The 16,841-nt window shown below is 54.3% G+C and carries 14 protein-coding genes and 1 tRNA gene; 6 read left to right on the top strand and 9 right to left on the bottom strand.

The genetic code is table 11. The features are described from left to right. The first annotated feature begins 24 nt into the window (after positions 1 to 24). Positions 25 to 1,668 carry a fatty acid--CoA ligase gene (locus AC1Q6Y_RS19785; RefSeq protein ID WP_492625015.1) on the top strand — a complete coding sequence of 548 codons (1,644 nt, stop codon included), beginning with the start codon at positions 25 to 27 and terminating at the stop codon, positions 1,666 to 1,668. Between the two features lie 293 nt (positions 1,669 to 1,961). Next, positions 1,962 to 2,303 (top strand): potassium channel family protein, encoded by a 342-nt coding sequence (locus AC1Q6Y_RS19790; protein WP_057716317.1) that lies wholly within the window; start codon positions 1,962 to 1,964, stop codon positions 2,301 to 2,303. A gap of 154 nt (positions 2,304 to 2,457) precedes the next feature. Here AC1Q6Y_RS19790 and AC1Q6Y_RS19795 read toward each other — a convergent pair whose 3' ends face one another. From AC1Q6Y_RS19795 to AC1Q6Y_RS19815, 5 genes are all read right to left on the bottom strand, one after another. Next, on the bottom strand, positions 2,458 to 2,679 hold the full coding sequence (locus AC1Q6Y_RS19795) for a formate dehydrogenase subunit delta (protein WP_057716316.1): 222 nt from the start codon (positions 2,677 to 2,679) through the stop codon (positions 2,458 to 2,460). After that, positions 2,676 to 5,552: a formate dehydrogenase subunit alpha gene (gene fdhF / locus AC1Q6Y_RS19800; protein WP_492625016.1), complete on the bottom strand. Its 2,877-nt coding sequence runs from the start codon at positions 5,550 to 5,552 to the stop codon at positions 2,676 to 2,678. The genes AC1Q6Y_RS19795 and fdhF overlap by 4 nt, the downstream gene beginning before the upstream one ends. After that, positions 5,549 to 7,108 carry a formate dehydrogenase beta subunit gene (locus tag AC1Q6Y_RS19805; protein WP_492625017.1) on the bottom strand — a complete coding sequence of 520 codons (1,560 nt, stop codon included), beginning with the start codon at positions 7,106 to 7,108 and terminating at the stop codon, positions 5,549 to 5,551. Before AC1Q6Y_RS19805 ends, fdhF begins: the two co-directional genes overlap by 4 nt. After that, on the bottom strand, positions 7,108 to 7,584 hold the full coding sequence (locus tag AC1Q6Y_RS19810; protein WP_492625018.1) for a formate dehydrogenase subunit gamma: 477 nt from the start codon (positions 7,582 to 7,584) through the stop codon (positions 7,108 to 7,110). Before AC1Q6Y_RS19810 ends, AC1Q6Y_RS19805 begins: the two co-directional genes overlap by 1 nt. A 749-nt stretch (positions 7,585 to 8,333) precedes the next feature. After that, complete coding sequence (locus AC1Q6Y_RS19815) at positions 8,334 to 8,645, bottom strand: DUF3077 domain-containing protein (protein ID WP_489845315.1); 312 nt, start codon at positions 8,643 to 8,645, stop codon at positions 8,334 to 8,336. Positions 8,646 to 9,584: 939 nt separating this feature from the next. Between AC1Q6Y_RS19815 and AC1Q6Y_RS19820 the strand changes: the two genes are divergently transcribed. From AC1Q6Y_RS19820 to AC1Q6Y_RS19830, 3 genes are read left to right on the top strand one after another with little or no spacing between them, the layout of a single operon-like run. After that, positions 9,585 to 10,583 carry an ABC-three component system protein gene (locus AC1Q6Y_RS19820; RefSeq protein WP_492625019.1) on the top strand — a complete coding sequence of 333 codons (999 nt, stop codon included), beginning with the start codon at positions 9,585 to 9,587 and terminating at the stop codon, positions 10,581 to 10,583. Further along, positions 10,571 to 11,080: an ABC-three component system middle component 2 gene (locus tag AC1Q6Y_RS19825; protein ID WP_492625020.1), complete on the top strand. Its 510-nt coding sequence runs from the start codon at positions 10,571 to 10,573 to the stop codon at positions 11,078 to 11,080. The genes AC1Q6Y_RS19820 and AC1Q6Y_RS19825 overlap by 13 nt, the downstream gene beginning before the upstream one ends. Beyond that, entirely contained in the window at positions 11,070 to 12,944 is a 1,875-nt protein-coding gene (locus AC1Q6Y_RS19830; protein WP_492625021.1) for a hypothetical protein, read from the top strand. Before AC1Q6Y_RS19825 ends, AC1Q6Y_RS19830 begins: the two co-directional genes overlap by 11 nt. Positions 12,945 to 13,128: 184 nt before the next feature. On the opposite strand, the gene AC1Q6Y_RS19835 is transcribed toward AC1Q6Y_RS19830, so the two are convergent. The 4 genes from AC1Q6Y_RS19835 to AC1Q6Y_RS19850 form a co-directional block, all read right to left on the bottom strand. Then, entirely contained in the window at positions 13,129 to 13,776 is a 648-nt protein-coding gene (locus tag AC1Q6Y_RS19835) for an MAE_28990/MAE_18760 family HEPN-like nuclease (protein WP_492625022.1), read from the bottom strand. 2 nt (positions 13,777 to 13,778) lie between these two features. Further along, on the bottom strand, positions 13,779 to 14,846 hold the full coding sequence (locus tag AC1Q6Y_RS19840; protein WP_492625023.1) for a DUF262 domain-containing protein: 1,068 nt from the start codon (positions 14,844 to 14,846) through the stop codon (positions 13,779 to 13,781). Between the two features lie 250 nt (positions 14,847 to 15,096). Continuing rightward, positions 15,097 to 15,426, bottom strand: coding sequence for a hypothetical protein (locus AC1Q6Y_RS19845; RefSeq protein WP_492625024.1), 330 nt, complete (start codon positions 15,424 to 15,426; stop codon positions 15,097 to 15,099). A gap of 150 nt (positions 15,427 to 15,576) precedes the next feature. Next, positions 15,577 to 15,661: transfer RNA gene (locus AC1Q6Y_RS19850), tRNA-Leu, on the bottom strand. Positions 15,662 to 15,768: 107 nt separating this feature from the next. Here AC1Q6Y_RS19850 and queA point away from each other — a divergent pair. Beyond that, positions 15,769 to 16,833, top strand: a complete 1,065-nt coding sequence (gene queA / locus AC1Q6Y_RS19855; protein ID WP_056721282.1) for a tRNA preQ1(34) S-adenosylmethionine ribosyltransferase-isomerase QueA — start codon at positions 15,769 to 15,771, stop codon at positions 16,831 to 16,833. Positions 16,834 to 16,841 lie beyond the last annotated feature (8 nt).

Below are 16,841 nucleotides of genomic sequence, written 5' to 3' on the forward strand. Positions count from 1 at the left end.
TCGAAAGGACAAGGAACCTTAAACATGATGGCGACAAAAATAATTCCGCCCGCCGACGGCGCCTATGCCTACCCCTTGCTGATCAAGCAATTGCTGCTGTCCGGCGTGCGCTACGAGCCGGGCCGGGAAATCGTCTACGCCGACAAGCTGCGCTACAGCTACGAGACCCTCAACAAGCGTATTCGCCGCCTGGCCAATGCGCTGACGGCGGCCGGGGTCAAGGCCGGTGACACCGTGGCCCTGCTCGATTGGGACAGCCACCGCTACCTGGAATGCTTCTTCGCCGTGCCGATGATCGGCGCGGTGCTGCACACGGTGAACATTCGCCTGTCGCCGGAGCAGGTGCTGTTCACCATGAACCACGCCGAGGATGACCTGGTGCTGGTGCATGATGATTTCCTGCCCCTAGTCGAGCAGATCCACGGTCGGCTGGAAACCGTAAAAGGCTATCTGCAGCTCACCGATGACGAGCCGACCACGACCTCGCTGCCGGTGCTGGGCGAGTACGAGAACCTGCTGTCCCTGGCTTCGGACCAGTACGACTTCCCCGATTTCGACGAGAACTCGGTCGCCACGCTGTTCTACACCACCGGCACCACCGGCGACCCGAAAGGCGTGTACTTCAGCCACCGCCAGTTGGTGCTGCACACCCTGAACGCCGTCGGCACCCTGGGCGTCTATCAGGGCCAGCCGCTGCTGCGCTCCGACGACGTGTACATGCCGATCACGCCGATGTTCCATGTGCATGCCTGGGGCGTGCCGTATGTCGCGACCCTGATGGGCATCAAGCAGGTCTACCCCGGCCGCTACGAACCCAACAGCCTGGTCAAGCTGTACCGTGAAGAGAAGGTGACCTTCTCCCACTGCGTGCCGACCATCCTGCAGATGATCCTCAACTGCGAGGAAGGCAAGGCGACCCGTTTCGATGGCTGGAAAATGCTCCTGGGCGGCAGCGCGCTGACCCTCGGCGTGGCCAGCGAAGCCAATGCCAAAGGCATGGTGGTGCACGCAGGCTATGGCATGTCCGAGACCTGCCCGTTGCTGTGCCTGACGTACCTGCGCGATGAAGACCTGCAGCTGTCCGCCGAAGCGCAACTGCCGATCCGCATCAAGACCGGTACCCCGGTGCCATTGGTCGACCTGAAAATCATCGACGCCGAGGGCAACGATGTGGCCCATGATGGCGAATCCTTGGGCGAGATCGTGGTGCGCGCGCCGTGGCTGACCCAGGGCTATCTGAAAGCCCCGGACAAAGGCGCGGAGCTGTGGCACAACGGCTGGTTGCACACCGGCGACATGGCCTCGATCGACAAGCTGGGCGGCGTGGAAATCAAGGACCGCATCAAGGACGTGATCAAGACCGGCGGTGAGTGGATCAGTTCGCTTGAACTGGAAAGCCTGATCAGCGAACACCCGGGCGTGATGTCCGTCGCCGTGGTGGGCATTGCCGACGAACAATGGGGCGAACGCCCGATGGCCATGGTCGTTTGCGAGCCGGGGCAATACCTCGACCGCAAGATTCTGGAGACGCACCTGCAAGCCTTTGTCGATGGCGGCCGCATCAACAAATGGGCGATTCCCAAGCAGTTCAAGTTCGTCGCCGAAATCCCCAAGACCAGCGTCGGCAAGATCAACAAGAAGCTGATTCGGGAAACTGAAGCGAACTGACACGAACTGACCCGAACACTGTAGGAGCGAGCTTGCTCGCGATGGACTCAAGGGCGCCGCGTTTATCCTGTAAACACGCGTTATCGTTCACGACCATCGCGAGCAAGCTCGCTCCTACAACGAGTCCAGCAGCAGGCGGTTTCTGGATAGCCCGGTTGGCGTCATCTTTGTCATAGTCCTCGTCAGAGATAACGCCCCGTTAGTCGCAGTTTTCAGCGCCTGTGCCAAGCTGAACGGGGTATTAGCGCCGGGCATTCAAATGTCGGCCAGTCAACCCCCAGGAAGCCCATGCCATGAACCTCGCCCGTGCATCAAACGTCCGCCACGAGTTCTACAAAGCCGTCTGGTTCTATTTAAAAGTGGTCTGGCCGATCTTCTCGATACTGCTTTTGGTGATCATTGCGTTCGGCCTCATCATCGCCCACCTGGAAGGCTGGGGCCCGTTAGACGGTATCTACTTCGCCTTCGTGACCGGCCTGACCATCGGCTATGGAGAGCTGGTGCCCAAACTGGGTGTGTCGCGAGTGCTGGCGATCCTGCTGGGTTTCAACGGCGTGCTGATGACCGCGACATTCGCGGCGATCAGTGTCCGGGCCATTGAAGTGACGGTGACGGCGGCGAGGAAGGAGGAATAGGGTGTAGCCTGGTCAACCCAAAGCCAAACCCCAACACAAAACCCCTGTGGGAGCGAGCTTGCTCGCGATAGCGGTGTATCAGCCAGCAAAAATGCTGAATGTTAAGCCCTCATCGCGAGCAAGCTCGCTCCCACAGTTTTTTGCAGCCAGCAGGCTAAGCCTCCCAACCCGCCCCAGTCACCGCCGCCTGCACCAGCGGGTGCAAGTCCGCCCCCTGATGTTCCGTCTGCCAGGCCAGCAACTCCTTGCGCATGCTGGGCGCCCAGTACATCTGCATATGATTGCGCACACTGAGCACCGCCTGTTGCTGGTCCGGCTGGCTGGCGAAGTACTGGGCGATCTGGTTGGCCATCTTGATCAGGTTGTTCGTGCTCATCGGCGTACCTCCGCTTTGGCGCCACGGCCCCGGTCCTTGAGCAGACGATGCTGTTCATCGCTGAATTCCTGGAAGCGTTTTTGCCACTCCGAAGGGTGATAAACGCGGCTGACTTCCACGGCGGTGACCTTGTACTCCGGACAGTTGGTGGCCCAGTCAGAGTTGTCGGTGGTGATCACGTTGGCGCCCGATTCCGGGAAGTGGAAGGTGGTGTACACCACACCCGGGGCGACCCGTTCGGTGATCCGCGCACGCAGCACGGTCTGGCCGGCGCGGCTGCCGATACCGACCCAGTCACCTTCGTTGATACCACGGCTTTCGGCGTCGGTCGGGTGGATTTCCAGGCGGTCTTCGTCATGCCAGGCGACGTTGTCGGTACGCCGGGTCTGGGCGCCGACGTTGTACTGGCTGAGGATGCGCCCGGTGGTCAGCAGCAGCGGATAGCGACTGTTGACCTTCTCCTCGGTGGGCACGTAACCGGTGAGCATGAAGCGCCCCTTGCCGCGCACGAATTCCCCGATGTGCATGGTCGGCGTGCCGTCCGGTGCCTCGGCGTTGCACGGCCATTGCAGGCTGCCGTGGCTATCCAGTGCGGCGTAGCTGACGTTGGTGAACGTCGGCGTCAGGCTGGCGATCTCATCCATGATTTGCGACGGGTGCGTGTAGTTCATCGGGTAACCCAAGGCATTGGCCAGGGCCACCGTGCCTTCCCAGTCGGCCTTGCCGCCCAACGGGTCCATGACTTTGCGTACCCGCGAGATACGCCGCTCGGCGTTGGTGAAGGTGCCGTCTTTTTCCAGGAACGAACTGCCCGGCAGGAACACATGGGCAAACTTGGCGGTTTCGTTGAGGAAAATGTCCTGCACCACCACGCACTCCATGGCCGACAAAGCGGCGGTGACGTGCTGGGTATTCGGATCGCTCTGGGCGATGTCTTCGCCCTGGCAATACAGGCCCTTGAAACTGCCGGCCAGGGCCGACTCGAACATGTTGGGGATGCGCAGGCCCGGGTCGGGTTGCAGGGTGACGTTCCAGGCCTGTTCGAACTGCGCCCGCACCACCTCGTTGGAGATGTGCCGGTAGCCAGGTAGTTCGTGGGGGAAGGAGCCCATGTCGCAGGAGCCCTGAACGTTGTTCTGACCCCGCAGCGGGTTCACGCCCACGCCTTCGCGGCCGATGTTGCCCGTAGCCATGGCCAGGTTGGCAATGCCCATCACGGACGTACTGCCCTGGCTGTGCTCGGTAACGCCCAGGCCGTAGTAGATCGCCGCGTTGCCACCGGTGGCATACAGGCGCGCAGCGGCACGAATGTCGGCAGCGGGTACACCGCAGATCGGGCCAAGGGCTTCCGGCGAGTTTTCCGCGCGGCTGACAAACTCACTCCAGGTCGCGAAATCGCTACCCTCGCAACGGGCGTCGATAAAGGCCTGGTTTTGCAGGCCTTCAGTGATGATCACGTGGGCCAAGGCATTGAGCATGGCGACGTTGGTGCCAGGGCGCAGAGCCAAGTGATATTCGGCGCGGGCGTGCACCGTGTCCACCAGATCGATGCGCCGTGGATCGATGACGATCAGCCGCGCGCCTTCACGCAGGCGGCGCTTGAGTTGCGAGGCGAACACCGGGTGGGCGTCGCTGGGGTTGGCGCCCATCACCAGGATCACGTCGGCCTGCATCACCGAGTCGAAACTCTGGGTGCCGGCGGACTCGCCCAGGGTTTGTTTCAGGCCATAGCCGGTCGGCGAGTGGCAGACCCGCGCACAGGTGTCGACGTTGTTGTTGCCGAAGGCCGCACGCACCAGTTTCTGCACCAGATAGGTTTCTTCGTTGGTGCAACGGCTGGAGGTGATGCCACCGATGGAATCGCGGCCATATTTTTGCTGCAGGCGGCGGAATTCGCTGGCGGCGTAAGTCACCGCTTCATCCCAGCTGACTTCCTGCCAAGGGTCGCTGATGTTTTTGCGGATCATTGGCTTGGTGATGCGATCCGGGTGGGTGGCGTAGCCCCAGGCAAAGCGCCCTTTGACGCAAGAGTGGCCATGGTTGGCCTGGCCGTTCTTGTCCGGAACCATACGCACCAACTGGTCGCCTTTCATCTCGGCGCGGAACGAGCAGCCCACGCCGCAATAGGCACAGGTGGTGATCACGCTGCGTTCCGGCTGGCCCAGCTCGACCACGCTTTTTTCCATCAGCGTCGCGGTAGGGCAGGCCTGCACGCAGGCGCCGCAGGACACGCATTCCGAATCGAGGAAGTTCTCTCCACCGGCCGCAGCCACACGGGATTCAAAACCACGCCCGGTAATGGTCAGGGCAAAGGTGCCCTGGGTTTCTTCGCAGGCGCGCACGCAACGGTTGCAGACGATGCACTTGCTCGGGTCGTAGTCGAAGTAGGGGTTGGAGGTGTCTTTCACGTCCTCCAGATGGTTCTCGCCTTCATAGCCATAACGCACTTCCCGCAGGCCAACCTGGCCGGCCACGGTTTGCAGTTCGCAGTTGCCATTGGCCGAGCAGGTCAGGCAGTCCAGCGGGTGATCGGAGATGTACAACTCCATGACATTGCGCCGCAGGGTCGCGAGCTTTGGCGTCTGGGTATGCACGGTCATGCCTTCAGTGACCGGCGTGGTGCAGGACGCGGGGTAGCCGCGCATGCCGTCGATCTCCACCAGGCACATGCGGCAGGAGCCGAAGGCTTCCAGGCTGTCGGTGGCACAGAGTTTGGGAATGGTGGTGCCCAGCAGCGCGGCGGCGCGCATCACCGAGGTGCCTTCAGGCACGCTGATGCTGCGGCCGTCGATGTTCAGGGTGACTTGCACCTGGCTGTCGCGGGCTGGTGTGCCCAGATCGATATCGGTTTTCGGGTCGAAGAGAGTGATCATTGCTCGGCCTCCGAGGGCTGCAAGCCGAAGTCGGCGGGGAAGTGCTTGAGGGCGCTGGCGACCGGGAAGGAAACCATGCCGCCCAATGCGCACAGCGAACCGTATTGCAGGGTGTCGCACAGGTCCTTGAGGATGATCACCTGCTCATCGCGACCACTCGCGTCAGGCGCGGCCAGCAGCCGGTCGATCACCTCAACGCCACGGGTCGAACCGATGCGGCACGGCGTGCATTTGCCACAGGATTCCTCGGCGCAAAACTGCATCGCGAAGCGCGCCATATGGGCCATGTCCAGGCTGTCGTCAGCCACCACCACACCACCGTGACCGAGCATCGCGCCGATGGCGGTGAAGGCTTCGTAATCCAGCGGTGTATCGAATTGCGAAGGTGGCACCCAGGCGCCAAGTGGGCCGCCCACCTGCGCAGCCTTCAGCGGTCGGCCACTGGCGGTACCACCACCGTAGTCTTCCACCAGCTCCCGCAGGGTCAGGCCAAACGCCCGTTCCACCAGACCACCGTGACGAATGTTGCCCGCCAGCTGGAAGGGCATGGTGCCCAGGGAACGGCCCATGCCGTAATCGCGATAGAACTGCGAACCCTTGGCCAGAATCAGCGGCACCGAGGCCAAAGTCAGCACGTTGTGCACCAGTGTCGGCAGGCCGAACAGACCCTTCAAGGCAGGAATTGGCGGCTTGGCGCGAACGATCCCGCGCTTGCCTTCGAGGGAGTCCAGCAACGCGGTTTCCTCACCGCAGATGTAGGCACCGGCACCGACTCGCACTTCCATATCGAAGGCTTGGCCGCTGCCGCCGACATTGGCGCCGAGGTAACCGGCGTCTCGGGCGATGTTCAACGCCGCACGCAGCGTGGCCACAGCATCGGGATATTCCGAGCGCACATAAATGTAGCCGTAAGTGGCCCCGACGCAGAGACCGGCAATGGCCATGCCTTCGATCAGCAGGAAGGGGTCGCCTTCCATCAACATGCGGTCGGCGAAGGTGCCGGAGTCGCCTTCGTCGGCGTTGCACACGATGTACTTCTGCGCCGCTTCGGTCGCGCGCACCGTGCGCCATTTGATCCCGGCGGGGAAAGCCGCGCCGCCACGGCCACGCAGGCCCGAATCGAACACTTCCGTCGCGGTTTGCTCGCCGCCCACCGCAATGGCCCGGGTCAAACCCTCGAAACCGCCATGAGCCCGGTAATCCTCGAGGGACAGCGGCCGGGTAATACCAGCACGGGCGAACAACAGGCGTTGTTGAGTCTTCAGATAAGGCAATTCTTCCACCAGGCCCAAGGCCAGTGGATGAGCGGACGGCTCACCTTGCAGGGCATCGAGCACCGACGGCACATCGGCAGCGGTCAATGGGCCGAAACCGATCCGGCCTTGGGGGCTGTCCACTTCCAGCAGCGGCTCCAGCCAGTAGAGACCTCGGGAACTGGTGCGCTGTAGCTCCAGCGTCAGATTGCGTTCCTTGGCCTGAGTGATCAGGGCCACGGATACCTCATCGGCACCCACGGCACGGGCTAGCGAATCACAGGGCAGATAGAGAGTCGGCATCACGCGTCCTCCCGGCAAGCGTCGAGCAAGGCATCCAGACGCTCAGCGCTCAGCCGTGCATGTACCCGTCCATCCAGCTCCAGGGCAGGCGAACAGGCACAGGCACCGAGGCAATACACCGGACGCAAACTGATGCTGCCATCGGCGCTACTGCCGTGGTCGTCCAGTTGTAGACGCTCACGCAACTGCGCGGCCAACTGCTCGGCACCGCGACTCTTGCACGACTCAGCCCGGCACAGCCGCAGGATATGTTTGGCTGGCGGCGCGGTACGGAAATCATGGTAAAAACTGATCACCCCGCGAACCTCGGCCTGGCTCAGATTGAGGGCATGAGCAATCTCGGGGATGGCGACATCGGGGACGTAACCGATGCGTTCCTGAATATCATGAAGAATGGGCAACAGCGCACCCGCAGAGCCCTTGTGGCGCTCCAGCAGACTATTGACCACAGGCAGGTGCAACATCTCATCAGGCATTCAGCAATCCTCACGGTCACGGACAAACCAGATGGTCGTCGGTCGTCCGAAAGTGTCGGCTGCGGCACTCACACCACGTCACGGTATCGTGGCATTTTCAGGCCGTTGGCCAGGGCACCCTGAATGGGCATCTTGTTGTGCCCGACGCGGTCTTCGCCACGCCTCTACTGGGCATAAAGGGCAGCTTGCCACGCTGCTGTTGATCGACCTGCACCAAAGCGACGTGCTCGGTTCTGCCTACGACTATCCATTAAGTCTAGATGAGTGCCGCAAGGGGCGTTCACACACTGGCCTGATGCCCGGAGGGCTTGTCGATGGCTGATGTATAGCAAGCATTACAGGTGAGAAGAAGCATCAGAACCAAGGGCAATTCTACGGAGCAGATCCGCCGATCCATTCCGCTACAAACCGAAAGCCATCCCCCGAACCGAACACAAAAAGCCCCGAAAAACCTCAAGGCCAAGCCGAAATACCACCCGCCACACAACCCCCCTGTGGGAGCGAGCTTGCTCGCGATAGCGCCAGCCCAACCACCCTCAATGCTGAAGATTGCACCACAAACCCACTCACACACTGGGGCCAAACAATGCCCGCCAGCCCACCGCAACCCCCTGTGGAAGCGGGCTTGCTCGCGAAAAACGCAAGGCATCCACGTGTCCCGCTGAATACCCCGGCCACCGCAACCAAGCCCGCTCTCACAGCGTCACGCCTGACTTTTGAAACCAAAAACCATCCTGGCGCCTCGCCCACTACCCCTCAGCCTTAGCTCCCGTCCGCTTAGACGCCAGCTCATTATCCCGATCCCGAGTAAGCACCTTCACCGCATCATCCACCAACGCCTTGCTCATCGAAGTCAGATAATGCGCAGCCCAAGCGTGACGGTCGGTATCTCTGGCATAAGCAGCATCTTCAGTGAGCGTCTTGGCCAGGAACAGAAAATCGGAGGCCATGGACAATGCATCGCCGAGAGGAACGCCGCGAGTGACATGAAACAGCGCTTGATCCGCGCAGTAGATCGCGGGTGTCAGGCCGATGGTTTTGAGTTCAGATTGTTCAGTCATTGGCCACCTCCGAGGATGGAGAGGCAATGGGGGAGGGGGTTACGCGATTGGGGATTGCGTAGAGGGAAAAGCCAAATTTCAAACGGATTGATACTGCGCATTATCCAACTCCTTGATATGAGGAGCTGCCACGTTCGTTTCCACACGAATGGGTGACAGCTGTGCGCAGGGTGGAAAACCGGGAATCAAGGAAACCGGCACGCCCGAAGACGTCCCACGCACAGCCGCCATAACTCACGCCGCAGGCATAAAAAAAGCGCCGGCAGACGTGATGGGGGCGCTGTTGCGCCTTGAATTACACGGGTTTCCACACCCGGTCGCTGAATTGGCAGCGACGGTGGGAGGATATCGAGATGATACGTTTGCCGCAACCGTAACACGTTCCAAAATTTAGTCCTTAACTTGAGAAAAATTGCACTAGACGGCAGAAAAGCGCCATTGAGACCTTTCCGTTACGGCAGATATTTCAAAGCGATAGATCCATGGGAGCCGTTTGTATTATGGCGAGTAAGCCGGAGCGCGAAGGCATATTGTGAAGGTCTGCTAGGGAAAAAATTTTATTTTCAAGATTCTAAAGTTTATTGGTGAGGAAGCTATAGTCGAGTTGTTTGTAGGGTCACGTGAACGCTTCTAGGATTAGACATGCACACGATGCCGAGGGTTTTTCTAGATAAATCAAATGTTTATGTTTTGGTCCCGAGCAAAAATAATTTATTCGTAGCGGTCGCTGCATCCTACTTGACAGCGTATGTGCCAAAGTCTCTAGTTAGCTTGTGTCGTTTCATCATATGTAGTGTTGGTATTGAAGTTGGTGTTGTGGCTGTAGTATCATTTTGCCTTTATTTGGTTGTGTTCTAGAAAAAGGCTGTATGCTGAACTGAAGCTGTCAAGTTTTTGGTGAGTGTATGGGTTCGATATTCTGGAGGTTGGGTGTGAGAAATGGATAACTATGCTCGCGCTGTACTAACTTTGGATGACACAGAGTTGGAGTTGTTTGTTAGAGATTGGGTATCCAATAAATTAGAGACATACGTAGAAGTATGTAGGTTCTCTGGCGCAAAGGATTTGGGAAGGGATGTTGTAGGATTCTTGACTGCTGATAAACATGAAGGAGCCTGGGAAAATTATCAGTGTAAGCAATACGCAAAGCGTGTCCCGACCGATACTGCAATTTGTGAGCTTGGAAAGATTTTATATTATTCGATGCTAGGTGACTTTACACCTCCAACTAAATATTTTTTTGTCGCGCCCAAAGGTTTAAATAGAAATTTGGAAACGTTGATATTTAATCCAAGTAAGTTGAAGGCAAAGCTTATTGATGAGTGGGATAAATATTGTAGGTACAAAATAATTGATGGAGGAGATATTCCGTTAACGGCGGAGTTGTTGGTGGTTTTGGAAGGATTCAACTATTCAAATGTTATGCGCATAGCGCTAGAAGATATGCTTTCGGATCCTGCTGCAAAAAAGGTTCTTTACAAACATTTTGGTGCCGATCCTGGGGTGTCTCCTAAAGGAGTCGTGCCAATAGCTGTTCTAGAGTCAGAGTCTGAGTATATAAAGCAGTTGGTCGGTGCTTACGCTGAAAAGGAGTGTGTGGTTTTCAATAGTCACGAAGATTTAGGTTCCTATCCCCAGTATCAAAGGAATCTAACTTTGCAGAGGGAACGATTTTTTGATGCTGATGCTTTTAAGCGATACTATCGAGACAATACAGATCCAGCTGTTATTGTTGGGTTTGAAGAGGATGTTTTGCACGGTGTTGTAGATGTTTTTGAGGCGGAGCATCAGAATGGAATGGAAAAAATTCAATCAGTAATGGCCCAGGCTGCTGCTGTTCAGACATCAGGGGCTACTGCCAAATACGCACGAGTGCCAGTGAAGCAGGGTATCTGTCACCACTTCGTCAATGATGGAAAATTCAAATGGATAAGTTGAATGACTCTGGCGAGCGCACCTTATTTAATAGCTCGATTGAGACTGGTGTAAGGTCATTAGTGATTTTAAATGCAGCATATCCTTCTTCGCATGATATAAATGAATTGGTTTGGTTTGATCATTTGGTTGTACATAGTGCGGATCTCGGCGGTCCGCCAAGTATTCACCCTAAGCTACCACAGAGGAGTGGCGAAATACTTGTGCGTCGAGAACTTGTTCAGAACGGATTAAATTTAATGCAAAAATTTGGCCTGATATCTATTGTGCCATCAAGTAGCGGTATATGCTATCAAGCAACAGAAAAAGCATACCCTCTGGTGCAATTATTGACCTCTGAATATTCAAATACTCTAAAAGATAGGGCAGCGTGGCTGGCTGATGTTGTTGCGTCATTGTCGAAGGTTGAGCTAAGAAGTGTTATTACTTCAAAAATAGGTAATTGGGCGGTTGAGTTTCAAAGTGATCTTATTATGGGGTCGGAAAGTCATGGAATATAAAGGAATAATAATTAGAAGTTTGGAGTTTGTCGGTATTCTTGATAGGCCGGTGAAACTGAATTTTGAGGCAGGCTTGAATCTTGTCTATGGAGCCTCCAATACAGGAAAGTCTTTTGCACTAAAAGCAATAGATTTCATGCTTGGTGGGGGGGGGAGCCTGCCCGATCTTCCTGAAAAAAGTGGCTACGACACTATTTTAATGGGTATAGAATTACGTGGCGTAGGGCAGTATACAATACTGCGTTCGTTGGCAGGAGGCGCTTATAAGTTTTTTAATGGGTTATTCGAGTTTTCGGAGCTTCCGGAAGATTTCAAAGTTCTCCAGCCGACACAGCGAAGTAAAGATAAGGAAAGTCTTCCAGGATTACTTTTGGACTACCTTGGTCTTTCGGGTAGGCAACTAGCAAAAAACCAATCCGGGGAGAAGGAAAACTTCAGTTTTCGAGAACTTATGCCGTATGTTCTCGTTGACGAAACAAGTATTCAAGCTGAACGATCTCCTGTTGAAACGGATTTAGGACCCGTAGCTCGACCGAAGGAACGAAGTGTTTTTAGGTCATTATTAACTGGCTCCGACGATAAATCAATTATTCCTGTTCTTGACTCAACGAAATTCAATGCATCGAAGTCGACGAAAATTGAAGTTATTCAAAGTCTGCTTAAGGATGTCGAGTCACGATTAGAGGAGTATCCAGATACTTCCGATTTACATTCTCAGAAAGATCGGCTTGATGAAAGTTTAGATGAGATTAGATTGCAGGTTCAGTCTTACAGATCTTTGTCAACTGAATTGCTAGCTGAAAAAAGAACGTTGGCAAGAACTTTGTCTCAGTCTTCGGATAGGGAAGATGAAATTCGCCTGCATCTGCAAAGATTTTATCAGCTAAATAGCATTTATGATTCGGACATTGCTAGACTTACTTCTATTGAGGAGGCCAGTTTTCTTCTGTCTTTAGAGGAGGCAGATTGCTCCGTTTGTGGCGCTCCACCCGAAGCGCAGAATACTAAAGCACAACTTGATCAAGTAAGGGGTGAGCAGCAGTCTGCATTAATCGAAATCCAAAAAATTAAAACTCTTCAATCCGAACTTGAGTCAACTATTGGGGCTCTGCGTATTGAGTTGTACAGAATGGAGGAGGATAGGCCAGCAATAGAAGAAAGACTTGCAGAGATAGAGCTGACTCTAGCAATCCAGTCGCCCGAGGCAGGCGAGAAGCAATTATCTCTTAATGAAATCATTAGCAAAAAAGATCAGGTCGTCAGAGGTATCGCGCTTTTAGATCAGAAGGAAAGTTATCTTCTGAAAATCAAAGAATTCGAAGGATTGAAAGCACCTACAAAAGCAGATCGCCCCAATCTCTCTGTGCCTGGGGATGTTGTTTTTGAGTTTTGTAAGGTCGTTTCTCGGGTACTTAAGGAGTGGGGTTTTCCGGGTGAGCACTTAATTGGCTTCGATAAAGATAAATACGAAATTATAATTGACGGAAAGTTGCGTGTAGACAATGGCAAGGGCGTTCGTGCGATCACTCACGCCGCGTTTAAAGTGGCACTTTTGATTTATTGTAGGGAGAATAATCTCCCCCACCCGGGATTCGTAATTTTAGATTCACCGTTGTTGACATATCGGGATCCTCTAAAAAATCCTAGTCGTGGCGCACTTACAGAGGACGAAATTAAACTATCTAGAACATCTGTAAAAGTGAATTTTTTTGAGCACTTATCGAAAATCGGTGATTTTGGTCAATTTATAATTTTGGAGAACATAGATCCCCCTGCAGGTATCGAGAAAATCGCCCATGTAGAGGTATTCTACGGTAGTGCGGGTGGTGGTCGATATGGGTTGTTTCCAATGTTACCTTCTTAAGTTAACAGTTTGATAGTGCCGTATTTCTACGCTTGGCTGGTTTCGTTAACATTTCGATACCAGTCAAATTTTTAAGAATGTGCTCCATTCCCCTTGGGAAATAGGTAGGGGAGGGGCCGGATTTATTAGTGGATTGAGCTCGAAAATAAATCCGTCCCCTTTTGTTTGGTTCTTGGTCTGGCATTTAGCCGAGGTAAAGCTCCTTTATCAAGAACTCATCGGAGTTGTTGATAAAGTCTTCTAGGATAAGATTAACTGCATTAAAAATATTTTGTAGATCAGTATTTTTAATCCCCTTGCCCGCGTCGGAGAGAGAAACTTCTCCATGAGCGATTTTGTTCCTTTTGTTTTTAACGGTCAGCACATGTTCTGTATTGCCTCGGAACTGTGGTTTGTCCATGCCATACTCTTCAGCTATATCACCTAGTCGCCTTGCATCCAGGTTGCCAGAAAATATGGTTTTCCTTTTAAGGAAATCATGAATCGAGGGGAAGCGAAGATCTTCAGCTAGGATTTTCTTCTTTAATTCTTCTACCTTCGCAGCGTCCTTTAAGTCAGCGGACCGACCTCTTCCGAAGCTGTATTCCAGCATGCGCTTTTGAAGCTTTTCCGTAAGTACGTTGTACTTTCGAAGGCCAAGTTGGTAGTGAACTTGCTCAAGTGTGGCGTAGGCAGTAGCTTCTATATTGTTATATAGCGCCACAAAAAAACTCGCCTTAAGTACAACGACCACCTCGATTTTTCCTCGTTGCTCCGATACTTCCTCAATATGGGTAAATAAACGGTAGATCGAGGCATTACGCTCAAGAAGATCAGACTTGATGCCTTTCATGACTAATTTTTTACCGAGAAGCTAAGGATGCGATCCTTGATGTAATTTATGCGCTTATTCAGGTTGTCCGTGGAGTGCGTTCGATACTGGCCCGTTACTGACTTGTTAAAGTCTCGGTCCGAAAAAAAGAATCGTACGTCAACTTTCTTAGGTGGCTTGAGATTGGGTGCTTCCTCAAGTGCGAGATGGCAGCCAACGGAAATAGCCTCAAAGAATATACGAGACACTTCTTTTCCCGCACTTTTAGAAAATCCGAATTCAAAGTTTTCCGTTACGAAATCGACCATGCGATTGAATATAAACAGCTTTTGTTGCTTTTCCTCTTCGCTGAAAGTTTCACGTTTCCTATCCATGTAATCGTCTAGAGCCTTGCTAACACTTCTCGAGAAATCACTGTACTTGGGGCGTAAGTCAATCAAGGCAAAAAACCTTAGGACAAGCTCTTCGTGCTCTTGGCGATTCTGTACGGTTTTAGATAGTATTACGGAATTACGAAATTTTTGATTGTTCGCACATTCGTCATAGATAAAGTCGGTGAAGGCACCACGATAGATACCCTTACGTGTTTCCATGTTGCGAAGAATGTCACTACCTTTGTTTATACGTTCAAAGAGGTCGTTCTTTACTTCCTCGGTTGCATTCTCAGAAAGAACTATTACGGTGATCGTCATATTGTTGAACTTACGCTTTCTCGAAACGTCAAAGTCCGCATACGACATGCCATTGAGCTTGGTGACTTTTTCGAGATTTTCCAGTGTCAGTTCGCTTCTGAGGAAAGCGCTGAGGGTTCTGACCCTCTGCGAGCCATCTACAATCTCGAGGCGGCCATCTTTATTCTCTGCAACAAAGATGGGCGGAATGGGTAACCCGAGGACAATCGATTCGATTAATCTAGATTGTCGTGATGAGTCCCAAACAAAGTCCCGCTGGTAGTCGGGGACGAAGACTTCATTTTCATTCTCGTCAATTTTATCCAGATATTTGCTGACAAGAAGTTCGATGGTAAAATCTTTACTATCATAAGCAACGGCTTTTTTAAGCTCAATTATCTGATCTTCAACGTCGTTCATTATTCAACCCTAGTAACTGAAGTTCGCAGTTTTCGGGTCTAAAGATATCAAATAGCCATTACGGCGTCGAGTATGTGGTAGACGATTCGTGCATCGCCCTGAGCTTTAAGGGCGCACCTTGAATTTTGCGCCACCTCCGTGAGGTGGGGAGGCCGGCTAGATGATTCTCAAATTTATTATTGGATAAGAAGTGTCGTCAACGTCGGTCTGGCTAATGGGTGTTCTCACTTTTTGGACCGCCTGCCTTCATTCACTGAATGTCTTTCAGATAATCCTTAAGCGCTACGAGCGGTGTATCAAGCTGCTCCATCGCCCGAATCCCGGCAAATTCCCCCGCCAACCTCCCCAACTCCCGCCCCAACGGCTTATCCACACCCCCAACAGCCTCCAGCGCCAACCCCACACACTCATCCACCTTCAACTGAATCCCCTCAATATCCCCCCGACGCACCAGCAACTCAAACACATCCCGCTGGTAGTCACCCATCACCAGATCGTCACGCAAAATCGGGCTTGAATCTTCCGATTCGTAAGCCAGTTTGAGGGAGAAGAGGGCGACGGTTTCCAGGTGCAATTCCATGGGGGGAATCCTTGTGAAATGTTCCGGCGGTGCGGGTAGTGTGGAAGAGCAGGGTCAAAAGCATCGCCAGCAAGCCGGCTCCTTCAGAGAGTCTGTGGCTTTTCTGCAGGCGAAAAAAAAGGCCTTGCTAAGCAAGACCTTTCTTAATTTTGGTGCCCCGAGGGAGACTCGAACTCCCACTCCTTTCGAAAACGGATTTTGAATCCGCCGCGTCTACCAATTCCGCCATCAGGGCTCAATGGCGGCGAAGTATAGAGATGAGATAACCGCTGGTCAATCAGGTACATGGAGAATTTTTGATAATTCCGCTAGACTTCCCGGCCCTGCTAGACGAACCCCATCATGCGCGTTGCTGACTTTACCTTCGAGCTCCCTGATTCGCTGATCGCCCGCCATCCGCTGGCCGAGCGGCGCAATAGTCGCCTGTTGACCCTTGATGGGGTCAGCGGCGCCCTGGCACACCGTCAATTCACTGATTTGCTGGAGCATTTGCGCCCCGGCGACTTGATGGTGTTCAACAATACCCGGGTGATTCCGGCGCGGCTGTTTGGCCAGAAGGCTTCCGGCGGCAAGCTGGAAATCCTGGTGGAGCGGGTGCTCGACAGTCATCGCGTGCTGGCCCATGTGCGGTCCAGCAAGTCGCCCAAGCCTGGGTCGAAGATCCTCATCGACGGCGGTGGCGAGGCCGAGATGCTGGCGCGGCACGATGCGTTGTTCGAGCTGGGGTTCGCTGAGGAGGTGTTGCCGTTGCTCGACCGCGTCGGGCACATGCCGCTGCCTCCTTATATAGACCGCCCGGATGAAGGCGCCGACCGCGAGCGTTACCAGACCGTCTACGCCGAGCGTTTGGGCGCGGTGGCGGCGCCGACGGCGGGGCTGCATTTCGATCAGGTGCTGATGGAGGCGATTGCCGCCAAGGGCGTCGAGACTGCGTTCGTGACCCTGCACGTCGGCGCCGGCACTTTCCAGCCGGTGCGGGTCGAGAAGCTCGAAGACCACCACATGCACAGCGAATGGCTGGAAGTCGGCCAGGACGTGGTCGATGCCGTTGCCGCCTGCCGCGCTCGCGGTGGTCGCGTGGTGGCGGTGGGGACTACTAGTGTGCGTTCCCTGGAAAGCGCCGCCCGCGATGGCGTGCTCAAGCCGTTCAGCGGCGACACCGACATTTTCATCTACCCGGGCCGGCCGTTTCATGTGGTCGATGCCCTGGTCACCAACTTCCATTTGCCCGAATCCACGCTGTTGATGCTGGTTTCGGCGTTCGCCGGTTATCCCGAGACCATGGCCGCCTACAAGGCCGCGGTCGACAACGGTTACCGCTTTTTCAGCTACGGTGATGCGATGTTCATCACGCGTAATCCTGCGCCGACTGCCCCTAAAGAATCGGGCCCAGAGGAAACTGTATGAGTCGCACC

It is taken from the genome of Pseudomonas sp. GW823-FHT06E10 (assembly GCF_058794995.1).

Excerpts from the sequence above, each read along its gene's own strand:
- AC1Q6Y_RS19785 (WP_492625015.1), top strand. The coding sequence starts at position 25 with ATGATGGCGACAAAAATAATTCCGCCCGCCGACGGCGCCTATGCCTAC.
- AC1Q6Y_RS19790 (WP_057716317.1), top strand. The coding sequence starts at position 1,962 with ATGAACCTCGCCCGTGCATCAAACGTCCGCCACGAGTTCTACAAAGCC.
- AC1Q6Y_RS19795 (WP_057716316.1), bottom strand. The coding sequence starts at position 2,679 with ATGAGCACGAACAACCTGATCAAGATGGCCAACCAGATCGCCCAGTAC.
- fdhF (WP_492625016.1), bottom strand. The coding sequence starts at position 5,552 with ATGATCACTCTCTTCGACCCGAAAACCGATATCGATCTGGGCACACCA.
- AC1Q6Y_RS19805 (WP_492625017.1), bottom strand. The coding sequence starts at position 7,108 with ATGCCGACTCTCTATCTGCCCTGTGATTCGCTAGCCCGTGCCGTGGGT.
- AC1Q6Y_RS19810 (WP_492625018.1), bottom strand. The coding sequence starts at position 7,584 with ATGCCTGATGAGATGTTGCACCTGCCTGTGGTCAATAGTCTGCTGGAG.
- AC1Q6Y_RS19815 (WP_489845315.1), bottom strand. The coding sequence starts at position 8,645 with ATGACTGAACAATCTGAACTCAAAACCATCGGCCTGACACCCGCGATC.
- AC1Q6Y_RS19820 (WP_492625019.1), top strand. The coding sequence starts at position 9,585 with ATGGATAACTATGCTCGCGCTGTACTAACTTTGGATGACACAGAGTTG.
- AC1Q6Y_RS19825 (WP_492625020.1), top strand. The coding sequence starts at position 10,571 with ATGGATAAGTTGAATGACTCTGGCGAGCGCACCTTATTTAATAGCTCG.
- AC1Q6Y_RS19830 (WP_492625021.1), top strand. The coding sequence starts at position 11,070 with ATGGAATATAAAGGAATAATAATTAGAAGTTTGGAGTTTGTCGGTATT.
- AC1Q6Y_RS19835 (WP_492625022.1), bottom strand. The coding sequence starts at position 13,776 with ATGAAAGGCATCAAGTCTGATCTTCTTGAGCGTAATGCCTCGATCTAC.
- AC1Q6Y_RS19840 (WP_492625023.1), bottom strand. The coding sequence starts at position 14,846 with ATGAACGACGTTGAAGATCAGATAATTGAGCTTAAAAAAGCCGTTGCT.
- AC1Q6Y_RS19845 (WP_492625024.1), bottom strand. The coding sequence starts at position 15,426 with ATGGAATTGCACCTGGAAACCGTCGCCCTCTTCTCCCTCAAACTGGCT.
- queA (WP_056721282.1), top strand. The coding sequence starts at position 15,769 with ATGCGCGTTGCTGACTTTACCTTCGAGCTCCCTGATTCGCTGATCGCC.